We start from the raw sequence: 19,523 nt of genomic DNA, 5'->3' as shown, positions 1-19,523 counted from the left end.
GTCATGTTATTAAATAGTATTACTTTAAGAAAACACATGGCTTTGATTATTGTAACCAGTGCGCTGTCAACTTCTCTTTGCGCAGGTTCGGTACCCATCTCATACTCTAAAGCCATTCGGCTTGCGCTAGCTAATAACCCTAAAATCCATGCAGCAAACGCTTCAATTGAGGCCGCAGCAGGAGCATCAAAGCAAGCAGACAGTATGAGTTGGCCGCAATTAGGGCTTGAGGTAAGCGGGGCACGCACGGATAATCCGATGTCGGTATTTGGTTATAAACTAAGTCAGGGGAATGCCAGTTTTGCTGATTTTGGCGCCAATGAATATACTGGGCTAAACACCTTGTATACCAAGCCACAAGCATTAAACCATCCAGGATATTACAGCAATCTGGATACGGCTTTTAAACTAAGCGTCCCTATTTATTCTGGTGGACGAATAAAAGCGCAGCAAGCACAGATGCGTGCTTTGGTTGCATCGGCACAACGAGGCAATCAACAAGCTCAGAATCAGCTGGCATACGAAGTATATGCGTCCTACGAGCGAGTTCTAATTGCTAATCAATTAGTCCGCGTCGCACAACAACAAGTTGCTCGAGCAAGAGCGTTTCTATCAACAACAAAAGCCCTAAAAAAGCAATCAATTACCCTGGAGAGCGATGTATTAATGGCAGAAGCTTATTTAAACAGCTCCCTCATTGGTTTATCTAATGCGAAAATCCAAACAGAAGATGAGCTTGATGGCTTTAGGACCCTGCTTGGTGCCCCTGGAAGTTCTTTTGTTCCCCGTCAGCATATGAATTTAACCACAAAGATAAAGCTCAACACCTCATTGATAAACCACGCATTGAAGGACAATCCATCCATTAAAGCCCTTAAGGCGCGCCTTCACGCCGAAAAAGCGGCAATCGCCGCTTCTCAGGCACTCTATAAGCCCCAAGTCTCAATGCAATTAAGACATGATTGGAATGGCAATACGATAGGCTCAGGACTTCCATCAGATACGATTGCGCTGGGTGCTAACTGGACTTTATTTAGCGCAGGCGAGAGAGCTGGTGCTGTTCGGGTAGCAAGTGCCAATGCTAAAAAAGTTCAATTTGAGCTTGATGAGCAGCGCAATCAGCTTCGGTTGCAATTAAAAAAAATTCAGCGTGCGGAACAACAAACTCTTTATGAAGTGCACTTAAGCAGGCAAAGCGCAGAGAAAGAGAATGCGGTCATTCAAAAATTAAAACAACGATTTGGTCGTGGATTAGTCCCTCTAAGTGCCTTGTTGGAGAGTCAAATGAAATTAACACAAACTAGAGCACAAGAACTCCAGGCGCTTCATCAATTAAGAATTCATCAAGCGCATTGGCTGATGCTCAGTAATCAATTAATTCCTATAACGATAAAAAACGCATGAATCGAATGTATATCAGGAGACCATAGTGAAGGATGTGTTTTATTCCAAAAATAAGCTCAATAAAGCAGGGCAATTGGCGCGAACTTTTATTCAATCCAAGCTGACTCTGTTACTGATTATTGGTATTTTGTTGTTTGGCGTACTCGCCCTAGAACGCACTCCGCGAACCTATAATCCTGAAATCATTGTCCCAGCAGTAAGCATTTCTGTAAGCCGTCCTGGCAGTGATAGCCAAGAAATGCTACATCAAATTGTTCGCCCACTAGAAGGGTTGATGGCCTCTATTTCAGGTGTTGAGCATACTTATGGGATGGCCGTTGATGATGGAGCTATGGTTACTGTTCGCTTTAAAGTAAATGAAAATGAAGAGGCGAGCTTAGTTAAGGTCTATAACCAAATCAACAGCAACATGGATAAGATGCCCCCGGGTACTTTGATGCCTTTAATCCGCTCTATCAGTTTGTATGATGTTCCACTAGTGACACTGACATTACATGCTAAAGGCGCAAATCAAGTTGCCTTACGCACGCTTGCCGATAAAGTTTTGGAGGAATTGCGCGCTGTGCCTCAAGTGGGGAAAAGCTGGGTAATGGGCGCATCACCACAGGCTATTCGTGTCTGGCTTAACCCAAAGCGAATGGCAGCACATGCCATTTCAATTGCCAACATTCAGCAAGCCTTGTCCATTAATAACATCAGTCTTGACGCAGGGACATTAGAGCATGAATTAAGTGAAACACCCCTTCGTATCGAGGGCTCACTTATTTCCAATCAAGACTTAGCTAACATTATTATTGGAACGGATGGAGCCAAGCCGATTTTATTAAAAGATATTGCAATTATTGAAAAAGGTCCTCAAGATGAGGCGATTGCCTCCTATTTTGCCTATGGAGCCAAAGACCAATCGAAGAGTGCAGATATAGAACCTGCCGTAACCATTGCTCTTGCACGTCAAAAAGGAAGCAATGGTGTTGATGTGGCAAAAGCACTTTTGAATAAACTCGAACAATTACAAAACAGCCAGCTCATTCCAAAAAACATCGATGTCTCAATCACTCGTAATTATGGCGATGAGGCTAATGATGCAGTGAATACTTTGGTCGAGCACTTAGGGATTGCGATTTTAAGTGTCGTGGTCTTGCTGATGGTGTTTTTAGGGTGGCGCGAAGCATCAGTGGTTGTTTTTTCTATTCCCTTAATTTTGTGTCTGGTACTTGGTATCGGCTGGCTATCAGGTCAGACCATTAACCGAATTACTTTATTTGCGCTCATTCTTTCATTAGGCCTCTTGGTAGACGATAGCATTGTGGTGATTGAAAACATTCACCGCCATATTATTAAGGGCGTGCAAAAAAACCTTACCCGCTTGATTATTTATGCAGCCAATGAAATTGGCAAGCCCACGATTATTGCTACCTTTACAGTGATGCTGGCATTACTGCCTATGGCTTTTGTAGGTGGAATGATGGGGCCGTTTATGGCACCCATACCTTTTAATGCGCCATTGGCAATGATTGTATCCCTCTTTATTGCCTATAGTGTGGTTCCTTATCTTGCTTATCGTTGGTTAAGAACCAAAGCTAAAAAACAAATGAATGAGCATCATCAAAGCCATAACACCTGGTTACAACGAGTGTATCTTGTATTATTCAATGGACTACTTAACTCATCGAAAAAAAGACATCTCTTTTATTTGAGTATTGTACTATTACTCTTCGCGGTATTACTCCAACCTGCCTGGCAATTTATTCGTCCCGCCGGCCCTAACGGACCTCTAGGCCCTCTTGGGGTTGAGATTAAAATGCTACCTGATGACAACGTGAATACCTTTTTAGTGTCAGTTGATTCTGGAGCGAATGCTAACTTAACAAAAACAAACAAATTGCTCAGTGAAATCAGTGCAACCATCCAAAAGAATCCTTACGTCACCAACTTGGAGTTGTATGTAGGAGAGTCGGCCCCAGAAGATTTTGCCGCTCTGGTGCGAGGAGATAATCTATTAAGAGGGAGTCAATACGGGCAAATACGCGTGAATTTGGTGAACAAACATCATCGTTCTATTGGCTCGCACCAAATTGCATCAGAGATATACCAGGGACTAGTGCCTGTGCAAAAACAACATCCACAAAGCCATATCAAGCTTTTTGAAAGCCCCCCTGGACCGCCTGTTCGCTCGCAAATGGAGGCTGGGCTCTATGGACCTAATTATAATGAATTGCGGTCTGTCGCCAATAAGATAACCGCTGAAGTGTATCCCCAAATATACGGCATGATAAATATTGATAACTCGGTGACTCAAGACACCAGTCAATACCGTATTGAAATCAATCATAATGCTGTCATGCTGGCAGGCCTAGCCCCACAAACGGTAGCGCAGGAAGTTAGTGCTTTGTTCAAGGGTATTTCCATTGGAAATGCACATGAATCCAATACCCGGGAGCCAGAGCACATTATTTTACGTCTTCCGCAAAAGGCACGTGAAGATGCTCAGGTACTTAATCAACTGTATCTAAAAAATCAGCAACAACAACTCATCCCTCTGGCACAAATTGCAACCCTCCATGAAGATAAAGAGGAAAAACCCATCTTCACTAAAGATCAAACGCCTGTTGTTTATGTAACTGGTGAAGTGTTAGGTTCGAGCCCTGCTTATGCAGTTACTTCTGCGACAAAGATGCTGACCAAGCCACCTTTTTCATTAGAGGTTGAAAATTTAAGGTTTCATGAATCACAGCCTAATCGCTTTGCTACAAATCAACTCTTTTGGCTTGGTGAAATGCGCCTGACGTTGGATGTTTTTCGTGATTTAGGCTCAGCCTTTATTGTGGCCATAGTCTTGATATATATTTTACTAACCGCTTTTTACCAGTCGTTTTTTATTCCCCTAATTATTATGGGGGCTATACCGTTAACCATCATTGGCGTTTTTCCTGGGCATTGGTTAATGAACCAACCCTTCACTGCGACGTCCATGATAGGGGTTATTGCTTTAGCCGGAATCGTTGTTCGAAACTCGCTGCTACTTATCGATTTTATCTTAGAGCACCAACATCGAGGTTCTTCTATAACAGAAGCCGTTATTGAATCTGGCGTAGAACGAATTCTACCGATTGTCTTAACAGCACTTGCTATTATTCTGGGCTCCGCAGTGATGTTATCCGATCCTGTCTTTGGCGGCCTTGCTATTTCTTTGATATTTGGTTCATTTGCTTCAACAGTACTTACCTTGTTTTTAATTCCATTAATCTATTTAAGTTGGTGGAAACGTACCCATTAAATTAGTGTTAGGAGAATAGATGATGACTATTGAACGTATTATCCGTATTGTGGCTGGTGCCTTTGTTTTGATATCACTCGCACTAGGCGTGTCTACCAGTCCTGTATTTATAAGTGCTAATTTTTTATGGCTTACTGTATTTGTAGGAGCTAATCTTTTTCAAAGTGGATTTACAGGATTTTGTCCTCTTGAGATGATTTTAAAGAAGCTTATTGGCTAACAGTTAGTATTCGGTTATAAAAAATTAACGAAGTAAAATAAATAGGAACTAGTGTTATGAGTGATTCAATCCATATTGTCTGTCCTCACTGCCAAACAACAAATCGTTTGTTTTCAGCACGATTAGCCGAGCATCCTATATGTGGGAAGTGTCAAAAAGCACTATTTGATGGAAAACCTGTTTCTTTAGATACAGTACTTTTCGATCTTCATCTCAAAAAGAACGATATCCCATTGTTGGTTGACTTTTGGGCGGAATGGTGTGGTCCATGTAAAATGATGGCACCTTATTTTGAGGCTGCTGCAAAGCTTCTTGAACCCCAAGCCAGGTTTATTAAAATCAATACTGAAACACAACAAGCGTTAGCTGCTCGCTACCAGATTCAAAGTATTCCTACTTTAATGATTTTTTTACATGGAAAAGAGCTTGCTCGACACTCCGGGGTGATGAGTGCTCAAGATATCGTTCGCTGGGTTAAACAATATTTTTGAGTTTTCCATCAAAGGCTAACTTCCGAAGTGCTAGGTCTAAGATGTCTGAATAAATCCAGCATCTATTTAAAAAATAAGAGAATCATACATGAGGCAGCAAACAATGTAGCTGATGAGACCAATGCAAACTGACTAAATTTTTGCGCCTTTTGTGTTAAGGAATGAGCGTCAATTAATGAATCTGAGATCAATTTTTTCATAGCTCGGAGCGTTTCGCCAGTAGATTCTTGCAATAGTCTGGCTATAGCTTCTTTACTACTAGCTAATGATGCATTAAGAATCTTTTCAGATTTTTCTTTGGCATCATCTTTCCACTGAAAGGAAATGCCCTCCATTTCCTCTCGGAACTTTATTAGCAAATCCTGTTGAGCCTTGCGGTTTTCCTCTATCAATTGTTCATTCATAGTTTGAAGCATGAGGATGGGATCGTCTTTACCCAAAAGCACACCATGTTTGACAGTGATGTTTTGAATGATTTTATCAAGTTTCTCCGACATTAGATCACCCTGGCGTTATCCAGCTGTCCAAACAGTTGATCGCGAACGATTTTCAAGCGTTGACGGGTCATAATGCTTTTCTCTGGCGTACCCAGTACTTCATCGAAGGTCAGCTTTTGTTGAAGCATTTCAGTTAAATCTCGGCCGTAGGTTTCCTTTTTCAGATCGGGGATTTGAATTAAGGCTGATATTCTGTCTTTGTTATCTCGGTAGGCTTTGAGTTGTTCAAAAGTTTTTCCTTCATGTTCAATGGCTCCCCAATAGGGATTTAGCCAGACAACAAATTGCGCTTCATTTGCAAACTGGTCAATCAGCTGTGCAAAGCCATTAATGGTATCGAACAAGGCCTGGCCTCCGGTGATGACAGTGTGAATCACCATTTCATGGCCTAGTTCCTTCAACAATGCGGGAACTTGGTTGCTGATGAGGTAATGAGATAGAGGTACGAAGGAACTGGCACCGTTATCTATCACTACATCCTGAGTCGTTGAGGCAACTTTTTCGATGAGTGTATCAAAAAGACGGGGGTTGATTTCATCACCACTCATGACTTGAATATGGTCGACGTTGAGGGCTTTAAAGCCATGAAAGGTTGAATTGATGGGGTCAGTGTCAATACACAGAGGGGTTTGACCTTTGTGCTGTTTGTATTGTGCAGTTGTTGCTGAAATAAATGATTTGCCGACACCGCCTTTTCCTTGCAGTGTGATATGTATTTTTGCCATTACAAGAGTTCCTCCAAGTTAGGTTTTGGATTAAAAGTAAAACCGCGAATTTCAGTTTTTGTCTTACTTTTAGCCTTTTCATCTTCCTTGGTGTTCTCCTGAATAGATGGCTTTTTTTCTGCAGCAATCAAACGTGCTACATAGCCACAAAAAGTTTTATATGAAAATGAGATTTTGCCTTCCTCAACTAAGGTTTCCCAAACAAGCTTTATAGACCAGCCGTCAGCTAGTGCTGAAGCAATATCATTTTTTAAAGCAAGAAATGCGGCTTTATTTACAGATTTAGCAGAGGCTTTTCTTACCATTTGCTTTGCTGCGATTCGTTCGCTAAGGGTGTTTCCCATGTCATACGTCAACTTATTATTGTTATCTTTCTGATAGTACAAACTATTTTGTTGCTGTGCAATTAGTTAAGTTATTTTCTTTCCTTTTGGCGTAATTAAATACCCTCTTAAATGTACAAATATGTAATTTATCGTAAATAATGGTAATTATTCGTAATTAATTTGGTTTTAAAACAAATAACCTTGAAATTACATAAAATTACCTGATAGTATGCTATTAGATGAACTTAAAACGCAGGGCAAGATAGGTGAAGTTAGCTAACCAGCAAGCTGGTTACCAAACCTCACAAGTCTTATTCGCACCTTCGGTGCTCAACGAAAAACCTGGGTTTTAAGATCAAATCAATACTCAAAGGATTGCATAACCACTTAATTAAGAGGTCGGCATCCTTATGGACGAGAAGCATAAAACACCCACCAGAAAAAATGGTCGTCATCTTCGCGTACCTGTCTTGCCTTCCGAAGAAATTCAAATTAAATCGAATGCAGCCACTGCTGGCCTTTCAATTGCCGAGTACTTAAGACGGATAAGTCTTGGTTATCAAATTCACAGTAGTGTTGATAAAGATTATGTACTGCAGCTAGCCAAAATTAATGGAGACTTAGGACGGCTTGGTGGACTGTTAAAACTATGGTTGACTCAGGATAAACGGGTTGCGCATTTCGACCTCCAAACAGTAAAAACATTATTAAATCGTATTCAAACCACTCAGGATGCCATGTTGGAAGTGGTAAAAAAACTATGATTATTCGCCATATCCCTATGAAGAAGACAAGGCTTAGTAGTTTTTCTTGTCTTGTTAAATACCTGTGTAATCAACAAAACAAACAGGAGCGAGTGGGTAAAGTCAGATTATCAAACTGTAATAGCCTCGATCCTATATGGGCTGTTCAGGAGGTACTAGCGACACAAGCTAAAAACCAAAGAGCCACCGGAGATAAAACCTACCATATGCTTATGTCTTTCGCTCCAGGAGAAAATCCTTCCTCTCAAGTTTTACGGGAAATTGAAGATAGAGTCGCATTGGCGATTGGATTTAGTGAACATCAAAGAATCTCAGTTGTTCATCATGACACAGACAATCTTCATATTCATGTTGCGATTAATAAAATTCACCCTCAAACCCTTAATATGATTGAACCTTACAGGGCATATAAGATCTTTGCTGAAGTTGCATCCCAGCTCGAACTTGAATTAGGTCTTCAAATAACCAATCATCAAACTCGGAAAAACCGTTCGGAAAATCTTGCAGATGATATGGAGCACCATTCAGGTATTGAAAGCTTAATTAACTGGATGAAGCGTCATTGTAAAGAAAAAATAGAGGCAGCTAGAAGCTGGAAGGAGATTCATAGTATTTTGGCAGAACATGGGTTGATGATACGTGTTAAAACCAACGGTTTTGTTTTGTGCAATCCGCAAGGGATGACTGTTAAAGCTAGCTCTATTTCCAGAACCTTTTCTAAAAAAAATCTCGAATCCAAGCTAGGTCCTTTCGTACCATCCTACTCAGAGGGCGATGCACCTGAGTCTAATGTTTACCGTTATGAACCATTAAATAAAAAGGTACTTGGTTCTGCGCTCTATGCCACATATAAGCATGAAAAATCACACAATAAACACATTATTTCAGGCAAACTTAAAAATTTGCGGGAGGCTAGAACCAAGCTAATTGAGAAGGCTAAAAAGCGAGGTCGAATTAAAAGAGCGACTTTAAAATTAATGAACCTTTCTAAAGTACAGAAAAAATTTCTATATAGTTACATCAACAAAACATTACTTAATGAGATTGATAGCATAAGAAAAAATTACGCCAAAGAACGAAGCAGGTTATTAGATTCCCACCGGAACAAAACCTGGGCAGATTGGTTGAAACAAAAAGCATCAGGAGGCCTTAGTGGCAATGCGTTATCGTAATCGTAAAAATAATCATGATTACACCATTTCAGGTAAAGACTCAGTTTCCACTATTTTCAATTTTAGACAAATCGACTCTATTACCAAAGAAGGCACTGAGATTTATAAGAAAGATAAGAGTGTTATTAGGGATAATGGAACTGAAATTTTCATTTCTAAAGGTGGTTCTATTTCGACTCTTAAAAGAGCGTTGGAGATGGCGCGGCAGCGTTATGGTGACTGCATTTGTGTGAACGGGTCTCCACTATTTAAAAAGATTATTTTGCAAATTGTCATTCAATACCAAATGCCGATCACTTTTGCTGATTTGGATTTGGAAAATCAACGTCAAAAACTAAACTTTGAGCAGGAGAGCTTTCATGAACAATCAAGATCAAGTGGACAAAACCATCGAGGAAGAACTCCAGGAAGCTATGAGACTATTGGAGCAGCCAATGAAAATAGAGAGAGCCGAAGCACAAAGCCCAACCCTTTCAGCATTAGACAAGGCTCGCCAGCCAAAGATCACAACGGCTTGCGAAACTTGTCCCAATGCGATCTGGTTCAGCTCACCGGAGGAGGTCAAGTGCTATTGCAGGATGATGCACATGATCACCTGGAGCGGAAAGGATTCAAACCTAATAACCATGTGCGATGGAAAAATATTAGACTAAACTCTATAAAGAAATTGTAACTAAGAAGTTATATGGGATGTTCCAAGATAAATAAGTCATGATCATCAAGGTGAATTATGAGTAATAAAATATTAAGCGATCATAAGAAAAAGGGGACAAAATTTATCCCCCCGATGCTCCATATGTTAGGTAGTAATATGAAAGAATCTTCATACATTGATCATATCCTACCTGAGATAATATGGGTTGCTCTACTAAATGAAATATATGGTATTCCAGAAACAGCCAAATTAATTCATTCTATTTGTGACTCAATAAAGCAAATTGGCTCAAATGAAAATTTAATTTTTCAAAGTAGAATAAACCTACTGTCAATCGTGGAAAAAGAAAATTTAGTAAAAAACTTTGAGGAAAGAAATATTATTTCGAAGCTACAAACAGCCCTTCATGATTTTATCTACCTTTATCCTGAATCACAATTTTCTTTTATATTCAAAAAAATGCCTTCCAAGTTGAATAATAAAAATTTTTTGACAGAATATAAAAGCCTTCTTAGCCAACTTATAAATAGGGTAAGTGAGCAGGCAATTTTTATGCAGGCTTTACCTATATATTCAGCAGTACTGCTCGGAACACTAAAAATAGCAAAGGGATTGACTCTTGCCGATATAGAGCCTTTAAAAGATTATCCTAATACTACTCAATCCCAAGAAATAGGGGCCTCGATTCGTTCAGCTTTAACAATGATGATTGTTAATCAAGTTATTGAACCTAAGTTAACAGATTGGATTAAATATTTTTGGAATCGAGGGATAGAAATTGAACCTTTAGATTTAGCAATTATGGAAATTGACTATGAATGAACATTTAAAAAAACTACTCGAGGCCGTAAGCGTTTATGAATCAATGGCTAGGAAAGAGTTCATTGAAAGGATTCATGGTCTAAAATTTGATCTTAACAAAGAAACTGAGTTTTCTGCTACAACTGGGTTATTGGCAAGACAATTAACCTTGGCAGTTGAACTGTCTAGGGGTTTAACATTTTGGACATCTCACATTGCACCGATCATACATAGGTGTATGATCGATGTCACAATATCCTTAGAGTGGATTTTTCAAAATATTAGCGAAAATTCTAAAAAGTATATTGAGTATGGACTAGGGCAGATGAAACTGATGATAGAACATCGTAAGATGCAACTATTAGAAGACAATATAAAAGAGGAAGATGATCCAGTACTTCAAAATTATATTTCCTTCTTAAACTCGCAAAGAGCAGAGATTTTAACTGAAGTGAATGTAGGAAGTTGGTCTGGGAAAAGCACTAGAGCAATAGCCGAAGAAGCAAATGCTATAGATCTGTATAATTATGCTTTTACACCTTTTAGCAATTGTGTTCACAGCATGTGGCCACATGTGAGCGTCTATAATCTTACAAGGACAAATAATCCCTTGCACAAGTATACTTTTTTACCAATAGCACCATTACTACCTATTGATCCTCAACAAATGTTATTAGCTGCCAAATATCTTGATAGGTCTTTTAAGGAGTTTGATAAATTTTATTCTTTAAGTATTAAAGAGCCATCCAGTTATCAATGGTTAGTTGATGAATTTGAAAAAATTAGTAATCAACTCGATTAAAAAGAATAATATTAAAGTGAATGATGAATTTAAAGCTTTGATTGGCAATTAGTTTTAACACCATCAAAGCTTTAAATTAGATTTTAGTTGTATGTTAAGCAATTTGAATCACATTATTACTGCTTGTCAGGCGAGGCTGCTTCAATCGGCTAATAATTTTATCAATCTTAGGTTTAATCTGGCGCTTTACTCCTGCAATTCCTAATTGACTGTGATTTGCTAAGTCATTAAAGTCATTGAATTGCTTTGGGTTTGATGATTGTTCGCCTGGCCCAAAAGTTGGTAAAACAATAAAGCCACTGACAGCACGGGCTGCTTCAGTTGCCTTATCTTTACCAGGGTTTAAGCCTTGAGATAATTCAAGATATTTATCATCATCGGCTGCTATGATGACAGGCTTTTGAGGATATCTTTCATGAAGTGTTTTAGCAACTGCTTTAAGATTTCCTGCATCAAAGGCAGAAACGACAGCAGGCAGTTCGCATGCTTCTTTTATCGTTGCAGCTGTAGCATAACCTTCGGCAATTATAATTACAGGGACATCAGCAAGCTTTTCCAAACCACCTAACACATGAAAACAACCTTCCTTTTTTGAGTCCTTTGCAAACCTTTTAGTGCCTGCCTCAGAGATATATTGGACAGTCCAAAGGGTGCCTTCACAATCAGTTGCAGGAATACAGGTTAGTTTTTTTTCTTCATCGGTATATACACCAGAATGAACCTGAATACCTTTCGCTTGCATATAAGGCGTGGGTTCCAAAACCTCTGTCATCATGGATAGTTTTTGCTTGAGTCTTAATGCAGTGTTTTTTTGTTTGGCGTCAAGCTCACGTTGACGAGTTTGTTGATGTTTCAGCGCTTCCGCCTTAAGCGTAGCTTTCTGTTCGTCAGTTAAAATGTAGCCCTTACATTTCCAGTTAAGCTCAACGCCAGTTCGATTGTTTTTAATGTATCCTGCTGGAATACCATCTAAATGGGCTACATAAAATCCGGCCTTTTCACCGTGTTTATCACCTTCAGTTGGAATGCGATGAGTTTTCCCATCCATAATTGGATGCTCACCTGAAACGATAGCACCGAGGCTTATCAATGCTGCTTTAAATTCTTCCTCAGGTATAAGCGCTTTTTCTTGAGTTAATACCTGATGCTCAGGAAGCCAGGCTTTGATTTTCTCAACAGCTACACCAGGGCTTGCATACCAACACTTTTGTACTTTATCCCAGGCAATGCCTGGTGTTCCGTCAGGGAGTTTTCCTATAGTGGATTTGGCAATTTCTTTTTGTTGGAAGGGGATGCTTAACCAGACTTTTTCAGAAGTGATGTTTTCAGACGCCATAACGACTTCCTCTTTGAGTTTATCCTCCTTGATTTCAATAAATTCTCTCAGATTAATATCTTGAGTTTGTTCTAATGCACATAAGTGATTCACTATTTTCTCTGCATCAGCGGATGCCCTGAATATTTCTAAAGGATCGTCTTCTAAAACCCGTATCCATGATTTGATATATGCAGTGTGTTGAGAAGGGTCATGACCTATACCCAGTTCTGCACCTAACAGCATGCTTGCAATTTCTGCTCTTAATTCTTCTTTAGCATAAGAATCTGAACCAAAGGGATGGCCTAAATCTCTATCCAATCTTGAGGGATGACCACTCCAATGCCCTAGTTCATGTAGGGCAGTAGCATAGTAGTTGGCCGCAGATTTAAATTGCTCTTTAGGGGGAAGATGAATGCTATCAGTCGATAATCTGTAAAAAGCTCTGTCTGCTTCTGAGTGAACAATGTTAGCGCCAGACTTATGTAGCAGTTTTTCAGCTCTTTCAATTAAGGACCAATCTGGCTCTTTTGCAATGAGTTCTGGCATATTATCAATTTGCGAGGCATGAAATACCGTTGCATAAAACACTTTGGGTCGTTCAAGATTCATCTGCACTTTTAATGGATTACCCTGTTCATCAAGAACAGGTTTACCAGTATCATCATGCTTGGTTTGTTCTTCATGAAATTTCCAATATTGAATTGTGGTGCCTTTTTCTCCCTTGCGAACTTGTGCATCCATACTTTGTGCTTGTTTGTAGGTTAACCAACGATTGTCATCACGTTGATTCACCATCAAATACAAAGCATTGATCCCTCGATAACGCTTACCGGTGACTGGATTATATGGAATTTGACCATTGCCAACACCTGGCTCCCATGGTTTCAACCAGGGAGCGGTTCCTGCTTTCAGGCTTTCAATAATTTGATTGGCAACAGCTTGATGGTAGGGCATTTTAGTCATACATAGCCCCCATCGCATCTTCTTCATTGACTGCATCTTCTACAAATGCTCCCATGATGTCCGCTTCTATCGGACTGACTTCAAGAAGAAATCCAGGGATTACTAAATCCTCAAATTTTTCTGCAATCACATCCATTAATTCGGTTTCATGATTCATGTGGTTCTCTCCGTTTATTAATTACCCATATGGGTGTGATCATTCCTTTGATTTGCCCTGTGTGAACAAGACCATAATATCGACCATCAAATGACCATTCGCTTTGACTGGTCATAGTCATCACTTCATCGTTTTGGAGTTGGTAATCCATTACTTGCCATTGAGGTAAGAAGCGCTTCATCCCATCCTGTAGTTTTGGTTTTGAGTAGGGGGTTAGTATTTGATTAACAAAAACCCCTTTATTGGTCACAGAGAGGATATCGCCAGAAACAGCCACCACTTTTTTCATTAAGTAACCATATCCATCACAGTAAAGACCATGGTCTATATAACCTCTATCCCTCGCTAACCTAAATGACTCTCTGTTATCAGGACAAAAAATCACATAAGTATTTTTGATAGAGGTTTCGCTGGTGATGCGATACAAGCCTATAGGAATGGATTCAGTCAGGTTTATTCTAAAACCCATGGCATGAAATAGTGCACATACAACAATAAGGCTTATCAATAAAGTAGAGATGATGGCTGACAATTTTTTCATAACCGGATGACCTCATCTTCACTTAAACGAGTACGTAAAATATCTGAGTGAACAGGAGCCTCCACTGATGCTCTTGCCATGAAGATCGGATCTTTAAAGTAAAGAGGTTGTTTACCATAAATAGCCGGGAAGCCCGCCGCATATACGACCATATCCCCAGCTTCAACAATAAGGCCATTAGCATCTTTTTTAGGTCCTGGCATACGCAGACACTCATCAACGGTTAAGAGCGGTCTCGATATTTCCTGAACGGTTTTTGAGTGTCCTTCCGGCAAGGCTGTGTGACAGAGTTTAAATGATTTTGTAAAGTACGCTCTCCTTAAATTGTGGAGATTTACTCAATGGAGAGTGTACCATTAGAGTTGGTAGAAGAAGCATTTTGTGCGTGGCGTGCCCAACGCAGTAGTCAGTCAGAGCCAATACCAGATAAACTTTGGGCCATGGCGTTGGCACTTTATCCAGAATACAAGCGCTCTAAAATTTGTGAGCAACTACGCCTGAGTGGCAGTCAGTTTAAGCGACGTTTAGAAAGTGGCTCCCCTACATTTGCTGATAAGGGGTTTGTTTTGGCATCCAAAGATGAATTTAAAGTGACTCCTAATCAAAGCCAAGGAATTCAATTGATTATACAAGGCAAAGAGCGGGCGCTAAGGCTTTGTGTTGACGTAGATGCACTGAGTCAGTTATTACCTCACCTTGGTGCGTTGCTATGATTCAAATTACAACGCAGCATCATCTACATATCAGAGTTGAGCCGATTGACTTTCGTAAAGGCATCGATGCATTAGTTGGACTGTGTCGCCAAAGTATGGGCTCGCCCTATAATGGGGCCGTGTTTGCCTTTCGCAACAAAAGCGGAGTCGCCGTCAAACTATTGGTTTACGATGGCACAGGCTTTTGGCTCTGTACCAAACGATTTTCACAAGGGAAACTTCGCTATTGGCCCAAGTCCTGTAGTGAGCGGGTTTGCGCCACAACTATGGCGGTTATCCTAAATCAAGGGGAGCCAGCGGCAATGAGTCCTGCTTGGCACTCACTTCCAAGCTCTGCTTAAGCGTTTGTTTATAGTGCCAGGGAAGCCATGCTGTTGGATTTTTTATAACCGCTTGTTCATTGTTTATAAGGGCACCCATGTATTGGCAGGGGTTAATATCATTCTGGGCAGCACTGTATAGGGCAGATTGCACATAACTGGCAAAGGCCGCACTACTTAAACTCTTATAAAACATCGAAGACTTTCTTATCTGAATAACAAGCTTCAGTGCGCGCTCAACGATATTGGTATCTAATGGTGCATGGGCATAGCGCAAGAATTGCGATAATTGTGTCCATCGACTTAGGATATAGTCAATTGCCTTACCGGGAATAGAGTTTGGCTCAAATTCAAGCGCTTGTTCCTCAAGATAAGCTTTAAGTTCCGCCATAATCGGCGTACTTTTTTCTTGATGATAGACAAGTCGCTTCTCGCGGTCATAACCTTTAGTGTGCGCCTCATGGTCATAAATGGTGCCGATTAACCCAATGACTTTATCTGCTACATCATCATAGCCATTGGGTAACTCATAGAACTGTCTCCTGGCGTGTACTAAGCAAAAACATAAGACGTACAAATCCTCAGCAATGCCCTGCGGAATATTGGCTGATAAAGCATCACACATCATGATGGGCGGATCTAACTTCGCGTCGCGTATTGCCATGATATCCGCAATACATTTTCCTGCCGTACGGTTGTCTGTAATATAAAGGTAAGTACGATGGTCTTCATGAAGGCTGACAATGCCCGTGGTATAACAAGTATGTTCGCTCTTCTCACCCTTTTTCGCTGTTTTGGCAGCCTTGATTTCGCTCATGATTTTTACAGAGGTATCATCATAACAAAGTGCAACACCATTCGCGGCATCTTGAGTTAATGCCTTATACAAGGCGTTCAACATAGGCTCATGGGCCACCATTAAATCCCACTGGGTTGATGAAGGCAAAGGTATGCCAAGGTGGTTTTGCAATCTATCCTGACGATAAAGCGGCACAGACATAAAGTATTTGTTAATCATGAGCATCGCAATAAAATTGGCATCATATTTTTTATCACTGACCCCTTCGGGCAAGGGCGCTGTATAAATAATTTCACAAAGTGCGCAACGTAACTTCTGCAGGTTATAGCGCGTAGCTTGGGCCAAAGGTGAACCTGTGACACGTACTAAAGTACCTGGTTCGCTCATTTCATATAAACGGCCGCCACATGCTTCAGCTGGACAGATATCACCAGGATTTAACTCAGGATGATCCACCTCAACAACATCCGCACCTTGATAGGCATCAGCGCTGTTGCGCCCATGACCTTTACTAGCGTCTGCAGTGTTCAAACCTTTATTATCTGTTGAGGCTGGGTCGCTTTTAGGTTTTCGATTGATAGCCTTCTCACTGCCCTGAATTTGAAATAATTTCCGTAATTTTGCAATGCTTAATTGGCCAAGTTCCAGTTGCTGGGCCATCCAGGCATTACCATGAATAAGCATTTTGGCCAATTCAGCATTCTCAGCGCCAATATTTGAATTCATTATCGCTGCTAGGAAATTATCCATTTGCTCTTGGCTGAGTTTGGTTACTTTGGGCATTTTTGTTTTACGCCCTTTGGGCTTTTTAGCCATATTAATACTACCAACTATCTACGTTGAGCGTATTATACCCCAGGTTTTTAAAGCCTATTTTTACCTTCTGAGAAGGGGCGTAAGGTGTTATTATTTTTAAGCTACGGTCTGCCTCAAATATGGTGTTTATAACGTCTTGTGCACACCCAGAATCAAGTCAAATAGGAAGATTATAAATGAGGCAAAAATGCATGGAAATTTTGAAAAAATGGCCTAAAACACTGTCAACCCCTAAATGATAAAATTTAAAAATATTTTTTACGCAGCCTTGCCGAAAGGACACATTTCATTTAGATCATTCGCATAACAAATAGGAATTAATTCATTCTTATCATAAATTGATTTGATGGTCTCACCTGGATAATTTGTTTTTTTTTCAAACCATAACATTAATTTGTGAATTTTCTCATCAATAGCAATAGGTGATAGGGTTTTGATTGTATTTATTATATCTTGTGACAAATGAAATGCCTCTGTGGGGGATTGATTTTCATATACATATCCCCTGATTATTGATTGATATTTCTCATCTATTTTGGGAGGATCATCGTTAGATACATAGTAATTGCCACATAGAGTGCATGTATAATAATGATTATTATCTTGTTGATTCGAATTAGCATTATTTTTACAGATAAAGCATTTATCACTTCTTAAATTGTTCATAATTTTTCCAAGCCTTATGTATTAAGCATAGGAAACAAAATAGCCTCTTACATCGGTAACTGCCCGTAAAGTCTACAAGAATAAATTAGAACAAACTTTATTTTATGTACATAGTTTGTGAACTGATTTTTTACATAAATAACAAATTTTTAAACATCAATCTAATGCGTTCACAAACCCATCGTTTTATGACTATATTTCGGATAGGCAAAGCTTCCAATGTCTTAAAATATTAAATTTTTTATTCCAGGATTTCTGTAGGGCCATGCCCATGATCGTCAGGATCAAGGTATAAGTATATCATTTAACTTATTGAATTAACTAATAAAAATAATAATCTGCTTTAATTTTTCAATACAGAATTAGTTTATTTTTCTCAAGCTTTACATACTGCTACTTGTTCGAGGCATCTAGTAATGTAGCTCCAGAATGGATTCTGAGGACCGTAGGACGTAGTGTGGGGTAAAATCGAGTTAAAGACTAGATTATCCAGCCCTATGCTTGACAACTATGGCCTGAAAAGCCCAACCCCAAATAATTTTCGCACCGCTAAATCGATCATAAATTCAGCAATACTCTCGGGTCGAACCACCTTTTGTCCATTGGGTTTATGCCAATCACTGGCAATTTTTGCTCCAGGAGTGCGAGTCTCTTTCACTGTTGCAAAGGCGTACGACAACCCGCTAATTCGTAAGAGGTCACGTTGGGATCTTGGGGGACGGACCTTTTACTATAATCCTACCCAACGAATAAATTCATTATGCGCATTTAAATTAACTGATGAGTTTCCTTCAAAATAAACAGTGAAACTGTTCGCAAGAGAATTGTCTCTGGCTAAATCACCATTGATCTTAACTTCCTTGATTTTACCTAGATTGACAAATTGCATTTGCGTCTCATAATAACCACCCCGGACTACTTTTAGAACGGGTATTACAAAACGAATGGCATTAATTCCCTCTTCTTGGCCTGCACTTCCTGGGATCGTATTATGAGACAAATAAAAAAGCTCTTGAGCATTTAATGCAATGTATTCTGCATTATTAATCTGACGTCGTAGCATCCGTGTCAATGGTGCTGTGGTATGAAATACTTGTTCATATGTATTTGCCGAAATGACTGTAACAGGTTTAGTTTCTGCGTATTTACTGCCTTTATATCCACTACCTATAAATAAAATAGCATCACGTTGTTCATCAGGTGCAGTATCAGGTATTTGTATGGTCAAAGAACTCGTATATTGAGGTGCGGTCGTTTTATCACAATTTAAAAATCTTGATTTGGCGAACCATGCATCACTAGGATAATAAATGACCAATAAAGATTTATCTTTGATGGTATTAATGATTGCTTGAGAGTTCACCATAGGAAGTGCTGGACATCCCCAGCTTCGCCCAGGTCTTCCATATCTTTTAATAAAATCTTCTTCTACATACCATCCAGAATGCATTACGACAGCTCGTCCCGATGCATTATCGTTAAAATTACGGTCCAAACCATTCAAACGTAATGAAAGACCATCTCTGCCATAATAAGCTTGTAGTGTTTGATAAACCCCGATACTACTTGCTTTGCTATTGAATTTATTAGAAAAGAAGTTGGTCAATAAAGCACCGGATTTGATGCCATGCGACACGTAAGTATGAAACAATAGTTTTTTTGCTCTTAAATCAAACACCCAGAAACGCTTTTCATTTGAAGGTAAAGAATAATCGATAATCGTTAAAATATTATTATGATCCACATTATATGCAGTAGCACACCTTAGCGTAGTGAGTACCTTATCAATCACGAGCGGATTTAACTGAGGGGCTTCATGAGTTAACAGCATCTTAATAACATTTAATGATTGGTCATTAATTTGTTCTGGCTCTGAAAACGGTGTGATTTCACTAATGAAACGAATATCACTCTTAATTGCTTGTGTATGGGGAAACTCTAATGGCAATTGTGGAAAGGAGGTTACAGTTACTGCTAAAAATAATAGCAGAAGAGCACTCATGATTTGTCCTTTTTTTCTAGTTGTTCAAATCCTGTATTTTTAATATAGCTCAAATTTTATAACAACTGATAATTTTAAGAGACAAAAATGATTT

Annotated in this window: 18 protein-coding genes and 3 pseudogenes; 10 read left to right on the top strand and 11 right to left on the bottom strand. The window is 39.5% G+C overall.

Annotated features, from left to right (window positions below):
• Window positions 1–3 precede the first annotated feature (3 nt).
• The 4 genes from Lani_RS17075 to trxC are packed head-to-tail and all read left to right on the top strand — an operon-like array spanning window position 4 to window position 5,392.
• A complete protein-coding gene (locus Lani_RS17075; protein WP_019234170.1) occupies window positions 4–1,404 on the top strand; it encodes a TolC family protein in 1,401 nt (466 codons plus the stop codon).
• 25 nt (window positions 1,405–1,429) lie between these two features.
• On the top strand, window positions 1,430–4,681 hold the full coding sequence (locus Lani_RS17070) for an efflux RND transporter permease subunit (RefSeq protein WP_019234171.1): 3,252 nt from the start codon (window positions 1,430–1,432) through the stop codon (window positions 4,679–4,681).
• Window positions 4,682–4,700: 19 nt separating this feature from the next.
• A complete protein-coding gene (locus Lani_RS17065; protein ID WP_019234172.1) occupies window positions 4,701–4,901 on the top strand; it encodes a YgaP family membrane protein in 201 nt (66 codons plus the stop codon).
• A gap of 56 nt (window positions 4,902–4,957) precedes the next feature.
• Window positions 4,958–5,392 carry a thioredoxin TrxC gene (gene trxC / locus Lani_RS17060; RefSeq protein WP_058388725.1) on the top strand — a complete coding sequence of 145 codons (435 nt, stop codon included), beginning with the start codon at window positions 4,958–4,960 and terminating at the stop codon, window positions 5,390–5,392.
• Between the two features lie 62 nt (window positions 5,393–5,454).
• Here trxC and Lani_RS17055 read toward each other — a convergent pair whose 3' ends face one another.
• From Lani_RS17055 to Lani_RS17045, 3 genes are read right to left on the bottom strand one after another with little or no spacing between them, the layout of a single operon-like run.
• Window positions 5,455–5,889, bottom strand: a complete 435-nt coding sequence (locus Lani_RS17055; RefSeq protein WP_019234173.1) for a conjugal transfer protein TraM — start codon at window positions 5,887–5,889, stop codon at window positions 5,455–5,457.
• The gene (locus tag Lani_RS17050; protein WP_019234174.1) at window positions 5,889–6,614 is read right to left on the bottom strand and encodes an ArsA-related P-loop ATPase; all 726 of its coding nucleotides are present in this window, start codon (window positions 6,612–6,614) and stop codon (window positions 5,889–5,891) included. Before Lani_RS17050 ends, Lani_RS17055 begins: the two co-directional genes overlap by 1 nt.
• On the bottom strand, window positions 6,614–6,958 hold the full coding sequence (locus tag Lani_RS17045; protein ID WP_019234175.1) for a TraK family protein: 345 nt from the start codon (window positions 6,956–6,958) through the stop codon (window positions 6,614–6,616). Before Lani_RS17045 ends, Lani_RS17050 begins: the two co-directional genes overlap by 1 nt.
• Before the next feature lie 392 nt (window positions 6,959–7,350).
• Here Lani_RS17045 and traJ point away from each other — a divergent pair, with 392 nt between their 5' ends.
• The 4 genes and pseudogenes from traJ (at window position 7,351) to Lani_RS17025 (ending at window position 11,134) form a co-directional block, all read left to right on the top strand.
• Entirely contained in the window at window positions 7,351–7,704 is a 354-nt protein-coding gene (gene traJ, locus Lani_RS17040) for a conjugal transfer transcriptional regulator TraJ (RefSeq protein WP_019234176.1), read from the top strand.
• Window positions 7,701–9,549: pseudogene (gene traI, locus Lani_RS17035) on the top strand (TraI/MobA(P) family conjugative relaxase). The gene traJ and the pseudogene traI overlap by 4 nt, the downstream one beginning before the upstream one ends.
• A gap of 57 nt (window positions 9,550–9,606) precedes the next feature.
• Window positions 9,607–10,353, top strand: a complete 747-nt coding sequence (locus Lani_RS17030; protein ID WP_019234177.1) for a hypothetical protein — start codon at window positions 9,607–9,609, stop codon at window positions 10,351–10,353.
• Window positions 10,346–11,134, top strand: coding sequence for a DUF5677 domain-containing protein (locus tag Lani_RS17025; protein WP_019234178.1), 789 nt, complete (start codon window positions 10,346–10,348; stop codon window positions 11,132–11,134). The genes Lani_RS17030 and Lani_RS17025 overlap by 8 nt, the downstream gene beginning before the upstream one ends.
• Before the next feature lie 94 nt (window positions 11,135–11,228).
• Here the strand turns inward: Lani_RS17025 and Lani_RS17020 are convergent, their stop codons facing one another.
• The 4 genes and pseudogenes from Lani_RS17020 to Lani_RS20025 form a co-directional block, all read right to left on the bottom strand.
• Window positions 11,229–13,415 carry a zincin-like metallopeptidase domain-containing protein gene (locus Lani_RS17020; RefSeq protein ID WP_019234179.1) on the bottom strand — a complete coding sequence of 729 codons (2,187 nt, stop codon included), beginning with the start codon at window positions 13,413–13,415 and terminating at the stop codon, window positions 11,229–11,231.
• Window positions 13,408–13,572: a hypothetical protein gene (locus tag Lani_RS20550; RefSeq protein ID WP_019234180.1), complete on the bottom strand. Its 165-nt coding sequence runs from the start codon at window positions 13,570–13,572 to the stop codon at window positions 13,408–13,410. Before Lani_RS20550 ends, Lani_RS17020 begins: the two co-directional genes overlap by 8 nt.
• Window positions 13,562–14,113 (bottom strand): conjugative transfer signal peptidase TraF, encoded by a 552-nt coding sequence (gene traF, locus Lani_RS17010; protein WP_019234181.1) that lies wholly within the window; start codon window positions 14,111–14,113, stop codon window positions 13,562–13,564. The genes Lani_RS20550 and traF overlap by 11 nt, the downstream gene beginning before the upstream one ends.
• Window positions 14,110–14,373, bottom strand: a pseudogene (locus Lani_RS20025) (type IV secretory system conjugative DNA transfer family protein); the annotation flags it as partial. The pseudogene Lani_RS20025 and the gene traF, both read right to left, overlap by 4 nt.
• An 81-nt stretch (window positions 14,374–14,454) precedes the next feature.
• Between Lani_RS20025 and Lani_RS17000 the strand changes: the two are divergent.
• A complete protein-coding gene (locus tag Lani_RS17000; protein WP_019233277.1) occupies window positions 14,455–14,826 on the top strand; it encodes a hypothetical protein in 372 nt (123 codons plus the stop codon).
• On the top strand, window positions 14,823–15,167 hold the full coding sequence (gene tnpB, locus Lani_RS21235) for an IS66 family insertion sequence element accessory protein TnpB (protein WP_081595156.1): 345 nt from the start codon (window positions 14,823–14,825) through the stop codon (window positions 15,165–15,167). The genes Lani_RS17000 and tnpB overlap by 4 nt, the downstream gene beginning before the upstream one ends.
• Here tnpB and tnpC read toward each other — a convergent pair.
• The 4 genes and pseudogenes from tnpC to Lani_RS16985 all read right to left on the bottom strand — a co-directional run bounded on the left by tnpC (window position 15,100) and on the right by Lani_RS16985 (window position 19,429).
• Window positions 15,100–16,761 (bottom strand): IS66 family transposase, encoded by a 1,662-nt coding sequence (tnpC, locus tag Lani_RS16995; protein ID WP_019233276.1) that lies wholly within the window; start codon window positions 16,759–16,761, stop codon window positions 15,100–15,102. The two genes, tnpB and tnpC, sit on opposite strands and share 68 nt — an antisense overlap.
• 258 nt (window positions 16,762–17,019) lie before the next feature.
• Window positions 17,020–17,427, bottom strand: a complete 408-nt coding sequence (locus tag Lani_RS16990; RefSeq protein WP_058388724.1) for a hypothetical protein — start codon at window positions 17,425–17,427, stop codon at window positions 17,020–17,022.
• Between the two features lie 523 nt (window positions 17,428–17,950).
• Window positions 17,951–18,061 (bottom strand): annotated as a pseudogene (locus Lani_RS20340) (DNA polymerase IV); the annotation flags it as partial.
• A gap of 96 nt (window positions 18,062–18,157) precedes the next feature.
• A complete protein-coding gene (locus Lani_RS16985; protein WP_019232974.1) occupies window positions 18,158–19,429 on the bottom strand; it encodes a murein L,D-transpeptidase catalytic domain family protein in 1,272 nt (423 codons plus the stop codon).
• Window positions 19,430–19,523 lie beyond the last annotated feature (94 nt).

The sequence above is a fragment of the Legionella anisa genome, assembly GCF_001467525.1.
Classification (GTDB): Bacteria; Pseudomonadota; Gammaproteobacteria; order Legionellales; family Legionellaceae; genus Legionella; species Legionella anisa.
The sequence above is the reverse complement of the archived record's forward strand: the minus strand, read 5'-3'. Positions and strand labels throughout refer to the sequence as shown.